The 15,180-nt window shown below is 55.7% G+C and carries 15 protein-coding genes; 7 read left to right on the top strand and 8 right to left on the bottom strand.

The window, feature by feature from the left end:
* Nucleotides 1–76 precede the first annotated feature (76 nt).
* Both nirD and nirB read right to left on the bottom strand, forming a co-directional pair.
* On the bottom strand, nucleotides 77–403 hold the full coding sequence (gene nirD / locus BJ887_RS22175) for a nitrite reductase small subunit NirD (protein WP_014171940.1): 327 nt from the start codon (nucleotides 401–403) through the stop codon (nucleotides 77–79).
* Nucleotides 400–2,943 (bottom strand): nitrite reductase large subunit NirB, encoded by a 2,544-nt coding sequence (gene nirB, locus BJ887_RS22170; RefSeq protein ID WP_014171939.1) that lies wholly within the window; start codon nucleotides 2,941–2,943, stop codon nucleotides 400–402. Before nirB ends, nirD begins: the two co-directional genes overlap by 4 nt.
* Before the next feature lie 240 nt (nucleotides 2,944–3,183).
* On the opposite strand from nirB, the gene BJ887_RS22165 reads away from it, so the two are divergent.
* Nucleotides 3,184–4,500 carry a cytosine deaminase gene (locus BJ887_RS22165; protein WP_121340456.1) on the top strand — a complete coding sequence of 439 codons (1,317 nt, stop codon included), beginning with the start codon at nucleotides 3,184–3,186 and terminating at the stop codon, nucleotides 4,498–4,500.
* A gap of 4 nt (nucleotides 4,501–4,504) precedes the next feature.
* Here the strand turns inward: BJ887_RS22165 and tsgA are convergent, their stop codons facing one another.
* Nucleotides 4,505–5,689 carry an MFS transporter TsgA gene (gene tsgA, locus BJ887_RS22160; RefSeq protein ID WP_020884588.1) on the bottom strand — a complete coding sequence of 395 codons (1,185 nt, stop codon included), beginning with the start codon at nucleotides 5,687–5,689 and terminating at the stop codon, nucleotides 4,505–4,507.
* A gap of 278 nt (nucleotides 5,690–5,967) precedes the next feature.
* Here tsgA and ppiA point away from each other — a divergent pair, with 278 nt between their 5' ends.
* The 5 genes from ppiA (at nucleotide 5,968) to BJ887_RS22135 (ending at nucleotide 9,308) form a co-directional block, all read left to right on the top strand.
* Complete coding sequence (gene ppiA / locus BJ887_RS22155; protein WP_014171936.1) at nucleotides 5,968–6,540, top strand: peptidylprolyl isomerase A; 573 nt, start codon at nucleotides 5,968–5,970, stop codon at nucleotides 6,538–6,540.
* 107 nt (nucleotides 6,541–6,647) lie between these two features.
* On the top strand, nucleotides 6,648–6,815 hold the full coding sequence (locus BJ887_RS22150) for a YhfG family protein (protein WP_014171935.1): 168 nt from the start codon (nucleotides 6,648–6,650) through the stop codon (nucleotides 6,813–6,815).
* Entirely contained in the window at nucleotides 6,805–7,407 is a 603-nt protein-coding gene (locus tag BJ887_RS22145; protein WP_025202869.1) for a putative adenosine monophosphate-protein transferase Fic, read from the top strand. Before BJ887_RS22150 ends, BJ887_RS22145 begins: the two co-directional genes overlap by 11 nt.
* Nucleotides 7,408–7,437: 30 nt before the next feature.
* A complete protein-coding gene (pabA, locus tag BJ887_RS22140) occupies nucleotides 7,438–8,001 on the top strand; it encodes an aminodeoxychorismate synthase component 2 (protein WP_014171933.1) in 564 nt (187 codons plus the stop codon).
* An 86-nt stretch (nucleotides 8,002–8,087) separates the two neighbouring features.
* A complete protein-coding gene (locus tag BJ887_RS22135) occupies nucleotides 8,088–9,308 on the top strand; it encodes an aspartate aminotransferase family protein (RefSeq protein WP_171032977.1) in 1,221 nt (406 codons plus the stop codon).
* On the opposite strand, the gene BJ887_RS22130 is transcribed toward BJ887_RS22135, so the two are convergent.
* Both BJ887_RS22130 and crp read right to left on the bottom strand, forming a co-directional pair.
* The gene (locus tag BJ887_RS22130; protein ID WP_121340454.1) at nucleotides 9,305–11,392 is read right to left on the bottom strand and encodes a YccS/YhfK family putative transporter; all 2,088 of its coding nucleotides are present in this window, start codon (nucleotides 11,390–11,392) and stop codon (nucleotides 9,305–9,307) included. The two genes, BJ887_RS22135 and BJ887_RS22130, sit on opposite strands and share 4 nt — an antisense overlap.
* Before the next feature lie 57 nt (nucleotides 11,393–11,449).
* A complete protein-coding gene (gene crp, locus BJ887_RS22125; protein ID WP_000242758.1) occupies nucleotides 11,450–12,082 on the bottom strand; it encodes a cAMP-activated global transcriptional regulator CRP in 633 nt (210 codons plus the stop codon).
* A gap of 311 nt (nucleotides 12,083–12,393) precedes the next feature.
* Between crp and BJ887_RS22120 the strand changes: the two genes are divergently transcribed.
* Complete coding sequence (locus tag BJ887_RS22120) at nucleotides 12,394–12,798, top strand: OsmC family protein (protein ID WP_025202873.1); 405 nt, start codon at nucleotides 12,394–12,396, stop codon at nucleotides 12,796–12,798.
* A 66-nt stretch (nucleotides 12,799–12,864) separates the two neighbouring features.
* Here BJ887_RS22120 and BJ887_RS22115 read toward each other — a convergent pair whose 3' ends face one another.
* Genes BJ887_RS22115 through BJ887_RS22105 form a run of 3 tightly spaced genes read right to left on the bottom strand, consistent with a single transcriptional unit; the run spans nucleotide 12,865 to nucleotide 15,002 of the window.
* Nucleotides 12,865–13,734, bottom strand: coding sequence for a phosphoribulokinase (locus BJ887_RS22115; RefSeq protein ID WP_014171927.1), 870 nt, complete (start codon nucleotides 13,732–13,734; stop codon nucleotides 12,865–12,867).
* Nucleotides 13,735–13,764: 30 nt separating this feature from the next.
* Nucleotides 13,765–13,983 carry a YheU family protein gene (locus BJ887_RS22110; protein ID WP_121340453.1) on the bottom strand — a complete coding sequence of 73 codons (219 nt, stop codon included), beginning with the start codon at nucleotides 13,981–13,983 and terminating at the stop codon, nucleotides 13,765–13,767.
* Entirely contained in the window at nucleotides 13,980–15,002 is a 1,023-nt protein-coding gene (locus BJ887_RS22105; RefSeq protein ID WP_014171925.1) for a hydrolase, read from the bottom strand. The genes BJ887_RS22110 and BJ887_RS22105 overlap by 4 nt, the downstream gene beginning before the upstream one ends.
* Between the last annotated feature and the right edge of the window lie 178 nt (nucleotides 15,003–15,180).

Raw genomic sequence — 15,180 nt, 5'->3', positions numbered from 1 at the left:
ATCGTACAGAACATACGGTTTTTCCTGCCGTTACCCATAAGGGGTCATAAGCTTTTCATATTGAAAAGGCGAGAGATTAGCCTTTCAGCTGCACCTTACCGTCCTTCACGCGGACATCGTAGGGCTTCACGGAATAACGCTCATCTTCCATGCAATACCCGTCGCGTAAACGAAAACGCTGTTTCTTCAACGGGCTGGCGACCCAGAGTTCACCCTGATGCTCTGCGATTAATCCCCGGGACAGGACGCTGGCCTCAAAGAACGGGTCGACATTGCTGATGGCAAAAACCTGTTCATCATGGCGAGGGCGGAATATCGCGACCTGCTCGTTACCCAGCAGGGCACAGACCCCGGTGGCAGGCAGAATGTCGTTAATGTTGCAGATGTTTACCCACTGGCTCATGCGTTTTCCTCCACCAGAGTCACCGGAATACGTTCATAAGGTGTCGCCGGACGATGTTGCTCGCGTTCTGCCACAACCTGCACATTCGGGTCGCGCTGGGTGCTGTTGATAAAGTGTCTGAAGCGAGTCTGCGCCGCCGGGGTGTTGACGGTTTCAGTCCACTCGCAGATCACCGCCTCGCGCAGGCGCGCCATTTCCGCTTCCAGATGGTCGTTCAGGCCCAGTTTGTCGTCAATGATGACTGATTTCAGGTATTCGATGCCGCCTTCCAGGTTATCGAGCCAGGACGCGGTACGGGTCAGCTTATCGGCGGTACGGATGTAGAACATCATAAAGCGGTCGAGATACTGAATCAGCGTATCGCGGTCGAGGTCTGCCGCCAGCAGGTCTGCATGGCGTGGTTTCATGCCGCCGTTACCACAGACGTACAGGTTCCAGCCTTTCTCGGTGGCGATGATACCCACATCTTTACCCTGCGCTTCCGCACATTCGCGGGTACAGCCGGAGACGCCAAACTTCATTTTGTGCGGTGTACGGATGCCTTTGTAGCGGTTCTCCAGCTCCACACCAAAGCCGACGCTGTCGCCTACGCCGTAGCGGCACCAGGTGCTGCCCACACAGGTTTTTGCCATACGCAGCGCTTTCGCGTAGGCGTGGCCGGTTTCGAATCCCGCGTCAATCAGCTGACGCCAGATTTCAGGCAGGTCATCTTTTTGTGCACCAAACAGGCCGATACGCTGAGAGCCGGTGATTTTGGTATACAGGTTAAATTCGCGCGCGATACGGCCAACGGCGACCAGCCCTTCCGGGGTGATTTCGCCACCGGCGGAGCGTGGGATGACGGAGTAAGTCCCGTCTTTCTGAATGTTCGCCAGGAAGTTATCGTTGGTATCCTGCAGCGGCGTATGTTCTGGTTTGAGAACGTACTCGTTCCAGCAGGAGGCCAGCAGGGAACCCACGGTAGGTTTACACACTTCACAGCCATAACCCTGACCGTGTTTCGCCAGCAGTTCGTCGAAGGATTTGATGCCTTCCACGCGGATCAGGTGGTACAGCTCCTGGCGAGAGTAAGCGAAATGCTCGCACAGGTTATTGTTGACTTCGATACCCTGTTTCGCCAGTTCTGCGTTCAGAACCTGTGTGACCAGTGGGATACACCCACCGCAGCCGGTACCGGCTTTGGTTTCTGCCTTTAGGGCCGCGACGGTATGGCAGCCTTTATTGATGGCCGAAATCAGCATGCCTTTGGTCACATCGAAACAGGAGCAAATCTGCGCGCTGTCGGGCAGTTTATCCACGCCGATGGACGGCTTACCGCTGGACGCATGCGCCGGAAGGATCAGCGCGTCCGGGTTTTCCGGCAGTTCGATGGCGTTCAAGACCAGCTGGAGCAGGTTACCGTAGTCGCTGGTATCGCCCACCAGCACCGCGCCGAGCAGGGTTTTGTTGTCCTGACTGACGATAAGACGCTTGTACACCTCTTTGCTTTCATCGAGGTAAACATAGCTGCGTGCGCCCGGCGTGCGGCCATGCGCATCGCCAATACCGCCTACGTCTACGCCCAGCAGTTTCAGCTTGGCGCTCAGGTCAGCCCCTTCGAAGGCGTTCTGGTTGCCGAGAATATGGTCAACGGCAACCTGCGCCATTTTGTAGCCAGGCGCGACCAGACCGTACACGCGGTTGTTCCAGCTGGCGCATTCGCCGATGGCGTAGATATCCGGGTCGGAGGTCTGGCAGGTATCGTTAATCATGATTCCGCCGCGCTGAGCGACGGCCAGACCGCACTGGGTGGCCAGCTTGTCGCGTGGGCGAATACCGGTAGAGAAGACGATAAAGTCCACTTCCAGTTCGCTGCCATCGGCAAAGCGCATGGTTTTCCGCGCTTCGGTGCCTTCCTGCACAATCTCTTTGGTGTTTTTGCTGGTGTGAACCTTTACGCCCATGCTTTCGATTTTACGGCGCAGCTGGTCACCACCCATGTGGTCAAGCTGCTCTGCCATCAGCATCGGGGCAAATTCGATGACGTGGGTTTCAACACCGAGGTTTTTCAGCGCACCGGCGGCTTCCAGACCCAGCAGCCCCCCCCCGACCACGGCGCCACGTTTACTGCGGCGGGCACATGATTCGATCGCATTGAGATCTTCGATGGTACGATAAACGAAGCAATCCTGCGTTTCCGAGCCTTTGATCGGCGGGATCCACGGGTACGAGCCAGTCGCCATGATCAGCTTGTCGTAAAAAACCGTTCGTCCGGCGCTGGAGTGAATCACTTTTTCCTGACGGTTGATGGTGATAGCGCGTTCGCCCACCAGCACTTTCACGCCATGCTTCTCGTAGAAACCATCGCGCACCAGAGAGAGCTCTTCAGCGGTATGATGGGAGAAGTAGGAAGACAAGTGCACACGGTCGTACGCCTTGCGGGGTTCTTCACAGAACACGGTAATATCGAACTGGTTAGCATCGGCTTTATCGAGAAGATCCTCAATAAAGCGGTGGCCGACCATGCCGTTACCGATGATAGCGAGTCTGACTTTGCTCATTTTTGCCTCGATTTCTTTTCTATTACTGCCTACCTTAACGATTCAGCAGGGGCACTTATTGATGCAAATCAAATACGCCTTCGCCTACTCCTTAGGTGGTATATGACTGATTTGTCAGGATTTTTATAAGTTGTGGAAATCGCTGGCTTTTCGAGGTCGCCGATTTTGTGTACAAATTAAGGGGCGCGTTGTCAAAAATGCGTACTCCCAAATTTCAGCCGCGTTTTTCAGGGGAAAGGTATGTCTACAACACCGCTTGGGCTTATCCAGAATGTTCGCTTACCGGGTCGCGAAGGGCTGTGGCAAATCGCCATTGAGCAGGGTCGTTTTGGTGGCATAACGCCGATGGGCGATACCGAAGACGAAAACGTAAGAATCTTAAACGCGCGTGGCGGCCTTGCCATCCCCCCGTTTATAGAACCGCATATCCACCTTGATACCACCCAGACGGCAGGCGAGCCGAGCTGGAACCAGTCCGGTACGCTGTTCGAAGGCATTGAGCGCTGGGCGGAGCGTAAGGCACTGCTTAGCCATGAGGATGTAAAAGCGCGCGCCTGGAAGACGCTGAAAGGGCAAATTGCTAACGGTATTCAGTTTGTGCGCACCCACGTGGACGTCTCTGACCCGACGCTCACCGCCCTGAAGGCCATGCTGGAGGTGAAGCAGGAGGTTGCGCCGTGGATCACGCTGCAAATCGTGGCGTTCCCGCAGGAAGGCATCCTTTCTTACCCGGACGGCGCGGCGCTGCTTGAGGAGGCGTTGAAGCTGGGCGCCGATGTGGTCGGGGCAATCCCGCATTTTGAATTCACCCGCGAGTATGGCGTGCAATCGCTGCACATTGCCTTTGAACTGGCGAAGAAATATGACCGTCCGCTGGATATCCACTGCGATGAAATTGACGATGAGCAGTCCCGATTTCTGGAAACGGTGGCCACCCTGGCTTATGAATCAGGGATAGGCCCGCGGGTCACGGCCAGCCATACCACGGCGATGCACTCCTATAACGGGGCATACACCTCGCGGCTTTTCCGCCTGCTGAAGATGTCAGGCATCAACTTTGTCGCCAATCCACTGGTGAATATCCATTTACAGGGACGCTTTGATGATTATCCCAAACGACGCGGGATTACCCGAGTGAAGGAGCTGCTGGAGGCGGGGATCAACGTCTGTTTCGGGCATGATGATGTCTTCGACCCGTGGTACCCGCTTGGCACCGGCAATATGCTGCAGGTACTGCATATGGGGTTGCATGTGTGTCAGATGATGGGGTATTCGCAAATTGACAACGGTTTGAACCTGATAACCCACAACAGCGCCCGAACCTTCGGCCTGACGGATTACGGTATCGAAACGGGAAATCTGGCTAACCTGATCGTGCTGCCTGCGGAGAGCGGGTTTGAAGCGGTGCGCTGCCAGGTGCCGGCGCGCTGGTCGATTCGGGAGGGGCGAGTGATTGCCACGACGCAGCTTGCGCAGACGTGGATCAAAATGGACGACGTTGTGGAAGAGCACATCTTCACGAAAAACAGCCCCTTCGCTGAGCGCAAAGGGGCGTAGGGGATCAGTGGGACGCCGCTGCCGTATTATGCTGGCGGTGGCGGGTCACAAAGCCCAGAACCAGGCACATCACAAACACCACCGCGTACAAACCGTTAGCGGTATGCAGCGCGGCCAGCGGGCCGCTGTGGGCGACGATCGGGCCGGTGACCACGAAGGTCAGCATGGTGCCGATGGTGCCGCAGGTCAGCACGAAGTTCACCAGTTTCGGTGACGCCACTTTGGTCTGCAGAGAGCCCAGCGTAATGATAGAGGTGTAAATCGCACTGGAGAAGAAGCCCAGGGTCAGGATGAACCACGGCATATGCTCCGGTGAACCGTTAATGAACAGGTACATCAGCACGGTTGCCATGCCTGCCAGCACGGTCAGAATGCGCTGCAGGTCGAAGAAGCGCAGGATGAAGCTAAACGCCCACATGCCGAACATGTAAGACATCCAGAAATCGCTCACCAGTTTACCCGCGTCGTTCAGGCTCATGCCCAGGCCTTTGGCGTATTCCGGTACCCAGGAGATAAAGCCCAACTGACCGAGGATGTAGCACAGTGCGGCCACGGAGAGGAACAGTACGCCGATACCCCATTTCTCTTTCGCGACCGGCTCGTCCGTGGATTGCGCTTTTTTGCCCAGAACCGGGAATTCACAGCCGAAGGTCAGAATAAAGATTGCCACGTAGACCAGACCGATACAGGCATAAACCCAGTACCACTCAATGCTGCGTGCCAGCAGAACGGCCGCTACCATCGGGAAAATCATCCCCGCCATGCTGAAGAAGGAGTCGGTAAACAGCAGACGTGCGCCACGCTGACGGCCTTCATACATGTGGGTAATCAGGAACGTACCGATGGACATCGTGATACCGCTCACCAGACCCAGCACAAACATGGCGGCAGAGAACAGGGCGATGCTGTGGCTCACCATTAAACCCGCGACCGCGGCGACCATCAGCACGAAACCAAAACGCAGCTGCGTTTTCAGTGGAACAATTTCCATCAGCCAGGCATTCAGGAAAATGGAGATCAGGATCCCGGCGTTGAGGAAGGTAAAGGTGTTACTCATGCTGGAAACGGGCAGCTGGAAGTAGTCTGCGATATTACCCATCACCATCCCGGTGACGATCACCAACGCGCCGGTCAGGGCGTAGGAGAAGAAGCTGATCCATGTGAGCTTGATACGATTGCTGTTAGTCATGTCTGGCCTGTTCAGGAAAAGAAAAGCGCCCGAGGGGCGCTGAGAGCGGGCAGATTTTAGACATTAAAGTGATCCATTCATATCTTTTAAGAGAAATTCGATCGCTATTGCAGGTTTTTATGTGATTCAGATCACATTAATAGGCGTCATAACCAATCGTTTGCGTGGTTACAACTGTTTCAATTTCGTAAAATTAGGTAAAAGGCTGGTCTCCGTTCATACTGCTCTTTAGAATCAAGCCATTCGCTTTTTATACTGCGCTTTGTTAAGGAATTCTCATGCTCAAATCAACGCTGGCGGCTGTCGCAGCTGTGTTTGCTCTTTCTGCCGTTTCCCCTGCTGCGCTGGCAGCCAAAGGAGACCCTCACGTTCTGCTGACCACCTCCGCCGGGAATATTGAGCTGGAACTGAATAGCCAGAAAGCTCCGGTTTCTGTGAAAAACTTCCTCGACTACGTGAATAACGGTTTCTATAACGGCACCACATTCCACCGTGTGATCCCGGGCTTTATGGTGCAGGGTGGTGGTTTTAACGAGCAAATGCAGCAAAAGCAGCCTAACGCACCGATTAAAAACGAAGCGGATAACGGCCTGCGCAACACCCGCGGTACCATCTCTATGGCGCGTACGGCAGATAAAGACAGCGCCACCAGCCAGTTCTTTATCAACGTGGCGGATAACGCCTTCCTCGACCACGGCCAGCGCGACTTCGGTTACGCGGTCTTCGGTAAAGTGGTGAAAGGGATGGATGTGGCTGACAAGATTTCTCAGGTGCAGTCCCATGACGTTGGCCCGTACCAGAATGTGCCGACAAAACCGGTTGTGATCCTCTCTGCAAAAGTTCTGCCGTAACCTTCTTTGACACGGGCGTTTCTCGCCCGTGTTTCGCTCCCCTCCCTGCGAAAGCGCGTTTTGCTGCTTATACTTGTGGCACACGGACATCTTCAGGGAGGCGTTAAGTGAAAAAACTCACCGATAAGCAAAAATCCCGTCTCTGGGAGCAGCAGCGAAACAGTAATTTCCAGGCCAGCCGCCGCCTTGAGGGGGTTGATAGCCCGCTCGTTACGCTAAACGCCCAGGATGCGCAAAGCCGTCTTGAAGAACTCAGGAGGCACTATGAGCGATAAAATCGGTGACGATCGTGACCCGTATCTCTACCCGGGTCTGAATGTGATGCGTAACCGTCTGAATATCCGCCAGGCTGACCGTCTTGCAAAGGCATCCTATGAGATCACCGCGCTGCGGGTGGCGACGCTCGGCTTAGGCCCGTCGGCGCCGGGGTTGCCGCATCTCTGTGCAATCCACCGCCACCTTTATCAGGATATTTTTGACTGGGCGGGCGATATCCGCGAAATCGATATTTATCAGGGCGACACCCGCTTCTGCCACTTCGCCTACATCGAGAAAGAGGGCAATGTCCTGATGCAGGATCTCGAGGAAGAGGGGTATCTCAACGGTCTGCAGAAAGAGGAGTTTGTGGCCCGCCTGAGTCACTACTACTGTGAGATCAACGTGCTCCATCCCTTCCGGATTGGCAACGGTATCGCTCAGCGGATCTTCTTCGAACAACTTGCCATCCATGCAGGCTATCAGCTGAGCTGGAAAGATATCGACCCGGGCAAATGGGCGGCGGCCAACCAGAGCGGCGCAATGGGCGATTTAACGGCCCTGAACGCCATCTTTGCCAAAGTAGTGAGCGAAGCGCGGGAAACTGAGTAGAATAGGGCGGCACGTTTTTCGGGAGCCGCCATGATTCTGCTGATTGATAACTACGATTCCTTCACCTGGAACCTTTACCAGTATTTTTGTGAACTGGGTGCAGAGGTGGTGGTCCGCCGCAACGACGACATCAGCCTGGCCGAAATCGACGCGCTTGCCCCGCAGAAAATCGTTATCTCTCCGGGGCCCTGCACGCCGTCGGAATCGGGCATTTCGCTGGATGTCATTCATCATTACGCCGGTAAGCTGCCCATTCTTGGCGTCTGCCTGGGCCACCAGGCCATTGGGCAGGTGTTTGGTGCCACCATTGTGCGCGCCGCCAAAGTGATGCATGGCAAAACCGCGCCGGTGACCCATACCGGCACGGGCGTGTTTACGGGGCTTAATAATCCGCTTACCGTGACGCGCTACCATTCGCTGGTCATTGACCCGTCAACGCTGCCGGAATGCTTTGAGGTTACCGCCTGGAGCGATACCCGGGAGATCATGGGGATCCGACATCGTGAATGGGACCTCGAAGGGGTGCAATTCCACCCGGAGAGTATCCTCAGCGAGCAGGGACACCAGCTGCTGGCAAATTTCCTCAATCGTTGAATAGTGGTTGCCTTGCTGTGATTTTTTATGCATATTTTGTGATTATATTTTCACAATCACTGTGACATAAAATGGATGGTCATTACATGGCAACTGAACAATCTGCAATTACCCGCGCGACATTCGATGAAGTCATTCTGCCGATTTATGCACCGGCTGAGTTTATCCCGGTAAAAGGGAAAGGCAGCCGAGTCTGGGATCAGCAGGGGAAAGAGTATGTTGATTTCGCCGGCGGGATTGCGGTGACGGCGCTGGGTCATTGCCATCCTGCGCTGGTGGAGGCGCTGAAAACCCAGGGGGAAACCCTGTGGCATACCAGCAACGTCTTTACCAACGAACCGGCGCTGCGTCTGGGCCGCAAGTTAATCAGCGCGACCTTCGCCGAACGCGTGCTGTTTATGAACTCCGGTACCGAAGCGAACGAAACCGCCTTCAAACTGGCGCGCTACTATGCCTCCACGCGCCACAGCCCGTACAAAACCAAAATCATTGCTTTCCACAACGCCTTCCACGGTCGCTCGCTGTTTACCGTTTCCGTCGGCGGACAGCCAAAGTATTCCGACGGTTTTGGACCAAAACCGGCCGATATTATCCATGTGCCGTTTAACGATCTGCATGCGGTAAAAGCGGTAATGGATGACCACACCTGCGCGGTGGTGGTGGAGCCGATCCAGGGAGAGGGCGGCGTAACGGCTGCCACGCCTGAGTTCCTGAAAGGGCTGCGCGACCTGTGCGATGAGCATCAGGCGCTGCTGGTATTTGATGAAGTGCAGTGCGGGATGGGCCGTACCGGCTCCCTGTTTGCCTACATGCATTACGGCGTTACGCCGGATATTCTGACCAGCGCCAAAGCGCTCGGCGGCGGCTTCCCGGTCAGTGCGGTATTAACGACGCAGGAGATTGCCTCCGCGTTCCATGTGGGTTCCCACGGCTCCACATACGGCGGCAACCCGCTGGCGAGTGCCGTCGCGGGTGCCGCGTTCGACATTATCAACACCCCTGAGGTTCTGAGCGGCGTCAACGCGAAGCGTGAGCTTTTCGTGAAACATTTGCAGCAGATTGATGACCAGTATGACGTCTTCAGCGAGATCCGCGGGATGGGGTTACTGATCGGCGCGGAGCTGAAGCCACAGTACAAAGGCCGCGCGCGCGATTTCCTGCACGCCGCCGCCCATGAAGGGGTGATGGTGCTCAATGCCGGGCCGGACGTGATGCGCTTTGCGCCGTCGCTGGTGGTCGAAAATCAGGACATTGAAGACGGGTTAAACCGTTTTGCCGCGGCGGTCGCGAAGATCGTAAACGCTTAAGACTCCGTTCGCGTTAAGCGACGGGTTAACCATATCCCATGGTGAGGGCGCTGACGCCATGCTACCGACGAAATGGTGTGCATGGTGTTCAGATGCCCGAGAACGCGCTGCAGATGCTGCTCCAGGGTGCTCATTGGCCCGTGGGTGAGCGTCTCTGGCGCCTCCAGAATGTTCGAATCCCCTGACTCGCCAGGCGCGTCATACTCGAGTCGCTGCTGACACCGCTGCAGGGCAATCTCACACGACTGCAGGTAGCGCTGCGCCAGATCGGGCGTCAGCATCGTATGTTCCCGCGCCAGCGTGGTCATGGCGTTGATGTGCTCAACGATAAACTGGCTGTGCGTCACCCAGAGCTTCATGTCCGCCAGATAGTGCGAGTTAAAGCCGGGCTCCTGCATTGCCTGATTCAGCGAGTTAAACAGGGCGTTATGCGCCTGGTTGACCTTCATCCGCTGATACGCCAGCGGAGAGGGCTGCGGGTCGTCACTCAGGATCAGGCGAATGGCCTGCTGGTCGGCCTCCAGCGCATCATGGGCGTTCTGTCTGAGCAGCCCGCTTTGCCACTGAGGCCACAGCCAGACCATGCCGCCAAAGGCAATCAGGCAGCCGATCAGGGTATCGACCAGCCTGGCGATAATAAACTGCTCGCCGTTGAGCGTGAGCAACTGCAGGGTATACACCGCCGTTACCGTAAAGCCCACCATCGCCCAGCCGTAGTTTTTGCGGATGATCAGGTAGCTCACCATCGTGATCACCAGCATCCCTGCCAGCGTATAGCCTTCCGGCACGTGAAAGTGCAGCGTAACGCCCGCAATGATCAGCCCCGCCATCGTTCCGCCTGCCCGGTGCAGAATGCGCACCCGCGTCGCGCCATAGCCGTTCTGGGTGACAAACAGGATGGTCATTAAAATCCAGTACGGTTTGGGCAGATGCAGCGCCATGCCCATCAGGCTGGCAATGCTCAGCATCACGCTAATTCGCGCGGCGTTGCGCAGGGCAGATGATTTAAGGGAGAGGTAGCTTCTGAGCGCCGGCAGCAGCGGCAGGCGTTTTTGTTTGTCGGCCATCAGGTCGCGCGGATAAAGCGGACGCTGGGTTCGTAACACGCGGGCGATACGGCTGAAGTGCCAGGCGGCAAACTGGCCCACCGGGTTGTCTTCATGCTGACGGGCAATCTTCTCCAGCGCGCCGAGCTGTTTGTCCATGTTAAAGCGCGTGGGGTAGCGGTGATACAGAATATCGTCAGCCAGCACCCGAAGGCGCGCGGAGACGGTTTGCGCGTTCCAGCGGATCACCGCTTCGGCATGGCTGCGCTCGACCAGTTTTTGCACCTCCTGCGGCTGGTGCAGGCTCACGGAGATATGCTCCTGTAAGTCCAGCCCCACCTGAAAGACGCGCAGCAGCCGCTTATATTCGTGGTTCTTATTGGCGGCGAGCATATGCAGCTGTTGATAACACTGGCTTATCAGGTCCACCACCTTTTGCTGACGCGTCAGCAGGGGCGGCAGTGATTTTTCTGGATCGGTATGCTGGGTGAGCAAGGTGTATTTGGCTTCACAGTAATCCGCCAGCTGCACGTAGAGCAGGCTCAGGGATTCCCGCAGCGGCTGCTCCCGCCACAGCCAGAACCAAAACCAGTTAAACAGCCCGTACCACAGCGTACCGAGGGCGTAGATCAGCAGCGGCTCCCACACCGGCATGTTGCCCGCAAGGCTCAGCGTGAAGATGGCGGCAATCAGCGACGCGGGAAGCAAACGCGCGTGCAGTGAGCTGATTTCAGCGGTTACGCCCAAGGTCATCGCCAGGACGGTGAGGATCAGCGGCAGCGGGATATCGCGGGCCAGCGAAAGCTGCACGGCGAGGCTACAGCCCGCAAACAGCGAGCCGCCCACGATCAGCCGTTTGAAAAAGCGCTTATGCGGTGTATCCAGACCGGCAATGTTGCAGCAGGCGGGAACGAGAGAGAAGAGCAGACCTTGCTGAAGATGGCCCAGAATCAGGCCCACGGCCACAGGAAGGCACAACACCAGCGTTTGTCGCAGTGCGTAGTTAACTTCCGGGTGATAAATCAGCCTGCGCCACATGGGGAATAGAGACAAAAACGGCGTGACACCTTGCGATGGCACGCCGTTTGAGCGGAATTAACGTGTTCCGTAAACCACAATGGTTTTACCGTGTGCGGAGATCAGGTTCTGATCTTCCAGCATTTTCAGAATACGGCCCACTGTTTCACGGGAGCAACCGACAATCTGACCGATTTCCTGACGGGTAATTTTAATTTGCATGCCATCAGGGTGAGTCATCGCATCGGGTTGTTTCGCCAGATTCAGCAGGGTCTGAGCGATACGGCCGGTCACGTCCAGGAAGGCGAGGTTACCCACTTTCTCAGATGTCACCTGCAGACGGCGCGCCATCTGCGAAGAAAGACGCATCAGGATGTCAGGGTTAACCTGAATCAACTGACGGAATTTCTTGTAGGAAATTTCAGCCACTTCACATGCTGTCTTTGCACGAACCCAGGCGCTACGTTCCTGGCCTTCTTCAAACAGGCCCAGTTCACCGATGAAATCGCCCTGGTTCAGATAAGAAAGGATCATCTCTTTCCCTTCTTCATCTTTGATCAGCACTGCCACCGAGCCTTTGACGATGTAATACAACGTTTCCGCTTTTTCACCCTGGTGAATCAGCGTGCTCTTCGATGGGTACTTATGAATGTGGCAATGAGACAAGAACCATTCGAGAGTCGGGTCTGTTTGCGGTTTGCCAAGCACCATGCGCTGTTATCCTCTGTTATAAGCTGTCACCAGAGTCATAAGATGCATCCGGACTCTGGGGTTGCAATCGAATTCTTACCCATACCCTGGGAAGTCGGCTATCGTAACGTTTCGCAGCCAGTAAAGTTTGATGTCCTCTGCATACATGTGTAACGTCAATGTATTACTGTAGCATCCTGAGTGTTTTAGCATAGCTTTCGCCGCGTGTCTCCTGGTGTCTCGCTTCAGCATGACGCAGGTCGCCTTCCATTGCGAGAAATGTAACGCACGCGTAATCTGTCACCAAAAATGCAACGTTGGAGTGAGTGAATATGCAAGCGCGTGTGAAATGGGTTGAAGGTTTAACGTTCCTGGGCGAGTCCGCTTCAGGACACCAGATTTTGATGGATGGTAACTCCGGCGATAAAGCACCAAGCCCAATGGAAATGGTGCTGATGGCAGCAGGTGGATGCAGCGCAATTGATGTGGTGTCGATCCTGCAAAAAGGCCGTCACGATGTGACCGACTGCGAAGTAAAACTCACCTCAGAACGCCGCGAAGAGGCACCACGCCTGTTCACCCACATTAACCTGCATTTCATCGTCAGCGGGAAAGAACTGAAAGACGCGGCGGTCTCACGCGCGGTCGATCTTTCAGCGGAGAAATACTGCTCGGTCGCGTTAATGCTCGAGAAAGCGGTAAAAATTACGCATTCGTATGAAGTGATCGACGCCTGATATTGGGGGGCATCGTTCACCCCGATGCCCTCACCGAAGCCCTCTCCCACGCGGAGAGGGAAATCATCAGGCGATTTTCTTCCCTTCTATCAACCGCTGTACCAGCGGCATCATAATTAATTCCATTGCCAGCCCCATTTTTCCGCCCGGAACCACTAACGTATTCATGTGCGAAATAAACGAGCCCTGCAGCATCGCCAGCAGCCAGGGGTAATCAATGCCGTCGAGATTGCGGAAATGGATAACCACAAAGCTCTCATCCAGCGACGGGATACTTTTGGCCGCGAACGGGTTAGAGGTATCGACTGTCGGTACGCGCTGGAAGTTGATATGCGTGCGGGAGAACTGCGGCGTCAGATAAGTAATGTAGTCTTCCATGGAGCGCACGACGGAATCCATCACCGCCTCGCGTGAATGGCCGCGCTCGCTGATGTCACGCGTCAGCTTCTGGATCCACTCAAGGTTCACGATGGGCACCACGCCAACCAGCAGATCCACGTGACGCGCCACGTCATGCTGCGGCGTCACCACGCCACCGTGCAACCCTTCGTAAAACAGGACGTCGGTCGGTTCCGGCAGCGGTTGCCAGGGGGTAAAGGTGCCTGGCACCTGGTTCCAGGGAACGGCTTCATCGTAGGTGTGCAGATATTTGCGTGACTGCCCCTTGCCGCTCTGGCCGTACTCCTGAAAGGTTTGCTCCAGCAGGCCGAAGTCATTGGCCTCCGGGCCGAAGTAGCTGATGTGTTTACCCAGATCGCGCGCCTTGCGGATAGCCATATCCATCTCCGGGCGCGTGTAGCGGTGAAAGCTATCGCCTTCGACCTCCGCCGCACGGAGATTCAGTTGGGCGAAAATCTTACGAAAAGCGAGGCTGGTCGTGGTGGTTCCCGCACCACTCGAACCCGTAACGGCAATAACCGGATGTCTGGCAGACATAGCAACTCCCTGACTGGAAAGGTTTAAAGATCAGCCATGAAACGCGTTGCGGGGCATGATATTGATCGTCTCATGCAGTTCAGACCATACCAGCACCACGTCGCCGCTTTTGAGCTGGCGCTTCACATCGTTGACCTTTTGCTCAAGCGAACGTTCATGTTCACCATAATCGGTACCTTCGCGCAAGACAAAGCTTTCAATCAGATTATCGAGCGTTTCGGGGGAGAGGTCCTGCCACGGAATAATCATTTTGCACCGTCCAGATAAGGGGTAAGCCAGTCAGGAATACGCGACTCCAGCCACATTTTCGGGCGGCGCAACGTTCCACCGATGAACCCCACGTGACCACCATGCTCTGTCAGCTGGTAGTGAACGTTGGCAGGCAAAAATTCCTGCGCGGGGATAGAGTGATGATCCATAAACGGGTCATCTTTGGCATGAATGATAAGCGTCGGTTGCGTGATCTTGCTGAGCAGCGGCATGGCGCTGCACTGACGGTAGTAGTCAATCGCATCGGCAAAACCGTGAATTTTGGCGGTGATCAGATCGTCGAACTCGCGGATGCGACGGACCTTTTTCAACTGACGCAGGCTCACCGGCAGCGTATCCGGATAGGCCTTCAACTTGCGCGCCGCGTTGGCTTTCAGCAGGTTGAGCAGGTAACGCTGATAGACCCGGGAAAAGCCTTTCTCCATATGGTAGCTGCACTGCTCCAGCATAAAGGGCGCGGAGACAATGACGGCCGCGTCCAGCGGCACGGTGTCGCCCTCTTTTGCCAGCAGGCACGCCAGCATATTGCCGCCCAGCGAGTAGCCCACGGCCGCCGTCGGGACGGTACCAAAGTTTTCCCGTAACCAGTGTAAAAACCAGGTGCCGTCTTCGGTTTCACCCGAGTGATAGATGCGCTTCTGGCGATTCGGTTCGCCGCTACAGCCGCGAAAGTGCATCACCACGCCGAGCCAGCCCCGCGCTTTGGCTGCCTGGATGAGCCCGTGTGCATAGGGACTGTGCAGACTGCCTTCCAGACCGTGAAAGACCACCAGACGCGGCTTGTGGCGCGCCTGTTCTGGCTCTTCGCTCCATGCCAGGTCCAGAAAGTCACCGTCCGGTAAGTCCAGCCGTTGCCAGTGCGGCGTAAACTGAACCTTACGGCGGATGAGTCGCGGCAGCATGGTCTGCAGATGGCAATTGGCCACGCCGCGCATGGGCACGAACTCGGTGCTGTCTTCGGCGATGATGTCGAAGTCTGATGGAATGATTTGGCTCATAACGGCGATGCTAATTCTTGTCAGTTATTTTCTGTTCTTTCCGAATTGTACCCCGTTTAGCCTGGTTTTCCGAAACATGAACTGATCTCGATCACAAATATTTACCTTGATTATTACTCTCAGGCTAATGATTCCGCCCTGCGCTTAATTGATGACTTCCTCACCACAGCGCACACTT

The organism is Enterobacter sp. WPR_3_1 (assembly GCF_003635055.1).
Taxonomy (GTDB): domain Bacteria; phylum Pseudomonadota; class Gammaproteobacteria; order Enterobacterales; family Enterobacteriaceae; genus Enterobacter; species Enterobacter ludwigii.
The sequence above is the reverse complement of the archived record's forward strand: the minus strand, read 5'-3'. Positions and strand labels throughout refer to the sequence as shown.

Coding starts and splice junctions, on each gene's coding strand:
- BJ887_RS22115 (WP_014171927.1), bottom strand. CDS start 13,734: ATGTCTGCCAGACATCCGGTTATTGCCGTTACGGGTTCGAGTGGTGCG.
- BJ887_RS22165 (WP_121340456.1), top strand. CDS start 3,184: ATGTCTACAACACCGCTTGGGCTTATCCAGAATGTTCGCTTACCGGGT.
- ppiA (WP_014171936.1), top strand. CDS start 5,968: ATGCTCAAATCAACGCTGGCGGCTGTCGCAGCTGTGTTTGCTCTTTCT.
- BJ887_RS22135 (WP_171032977.1), top strand. CDS start 8,088: ATGGCAACTGAACAATCTGCAATTACCCGCGCGACATTCGATGAAGTC.
- nirD (WP_014171940.1), bottom strand. CDS start 403: ATGAGCCAGTGGGTAAACATCTGCAACATTAACGACATTCTGCCTGCC.
- pabA (WP_014171933.1), top strand. CDS start 7,438: ATGATTCTGCTGATTGATAACTACGATTCCTTCACCTGGAACCTTTAC.
- BJ887_RS22130 (WP_121340454.1), bottom strand. CDS start 11,392: ATGTGGCGCAGGCTGATTTATCACCCGGAAGTTAACTACGCACTGCGA.
- BJ887_RS22110 (WP_121340453.1), bottom strand. CDS start 13,983: ATGATTATTCCGTGGCAGGACCTCTCCCCCGAAACGCTCGATAATCTG.
- BJ887_RS22145 (WP_025202869.1), top strand. CDS start 6,805: ATGAGCGATAAAATCGGTGACGATCGTGACCCGTATCTCTACCCGGGT.
- nirB (WP_014171939.1), bottom strand. CDS start 2,943: ATGAGCAAAGTCAGACTCGCTATCATCGGTAACGGCATGGTCGGCCAC.
- BJ887_RS22105 (WP_014171925.1), bottom strand. CDS start 15,002: ATGAGCCAAATCATTCCATCAGACTTCGACATCATCGCCGAAGACAGC.
- BJ887_RS22120 (WP_025202873.1), top strand. CDS start 12,394: ATGCAAGCGCGTGTGAAATGGGTTGAAGGTTTAACGTTCCTGGGCGAG.
- crp (WP_000242758.1), bottom strand. CDS start 12,082: ATGGTGCTTGGCAAACCGCAAACAGACCCGACTCTCGAATGGTTCTTG.
- tsgA (WP_020884588.1), bottom strand. CDS start 5,689: ATGACTAACAGCAATCGTATCAAGCTCACATGGATCAGCTTCTTCTCC.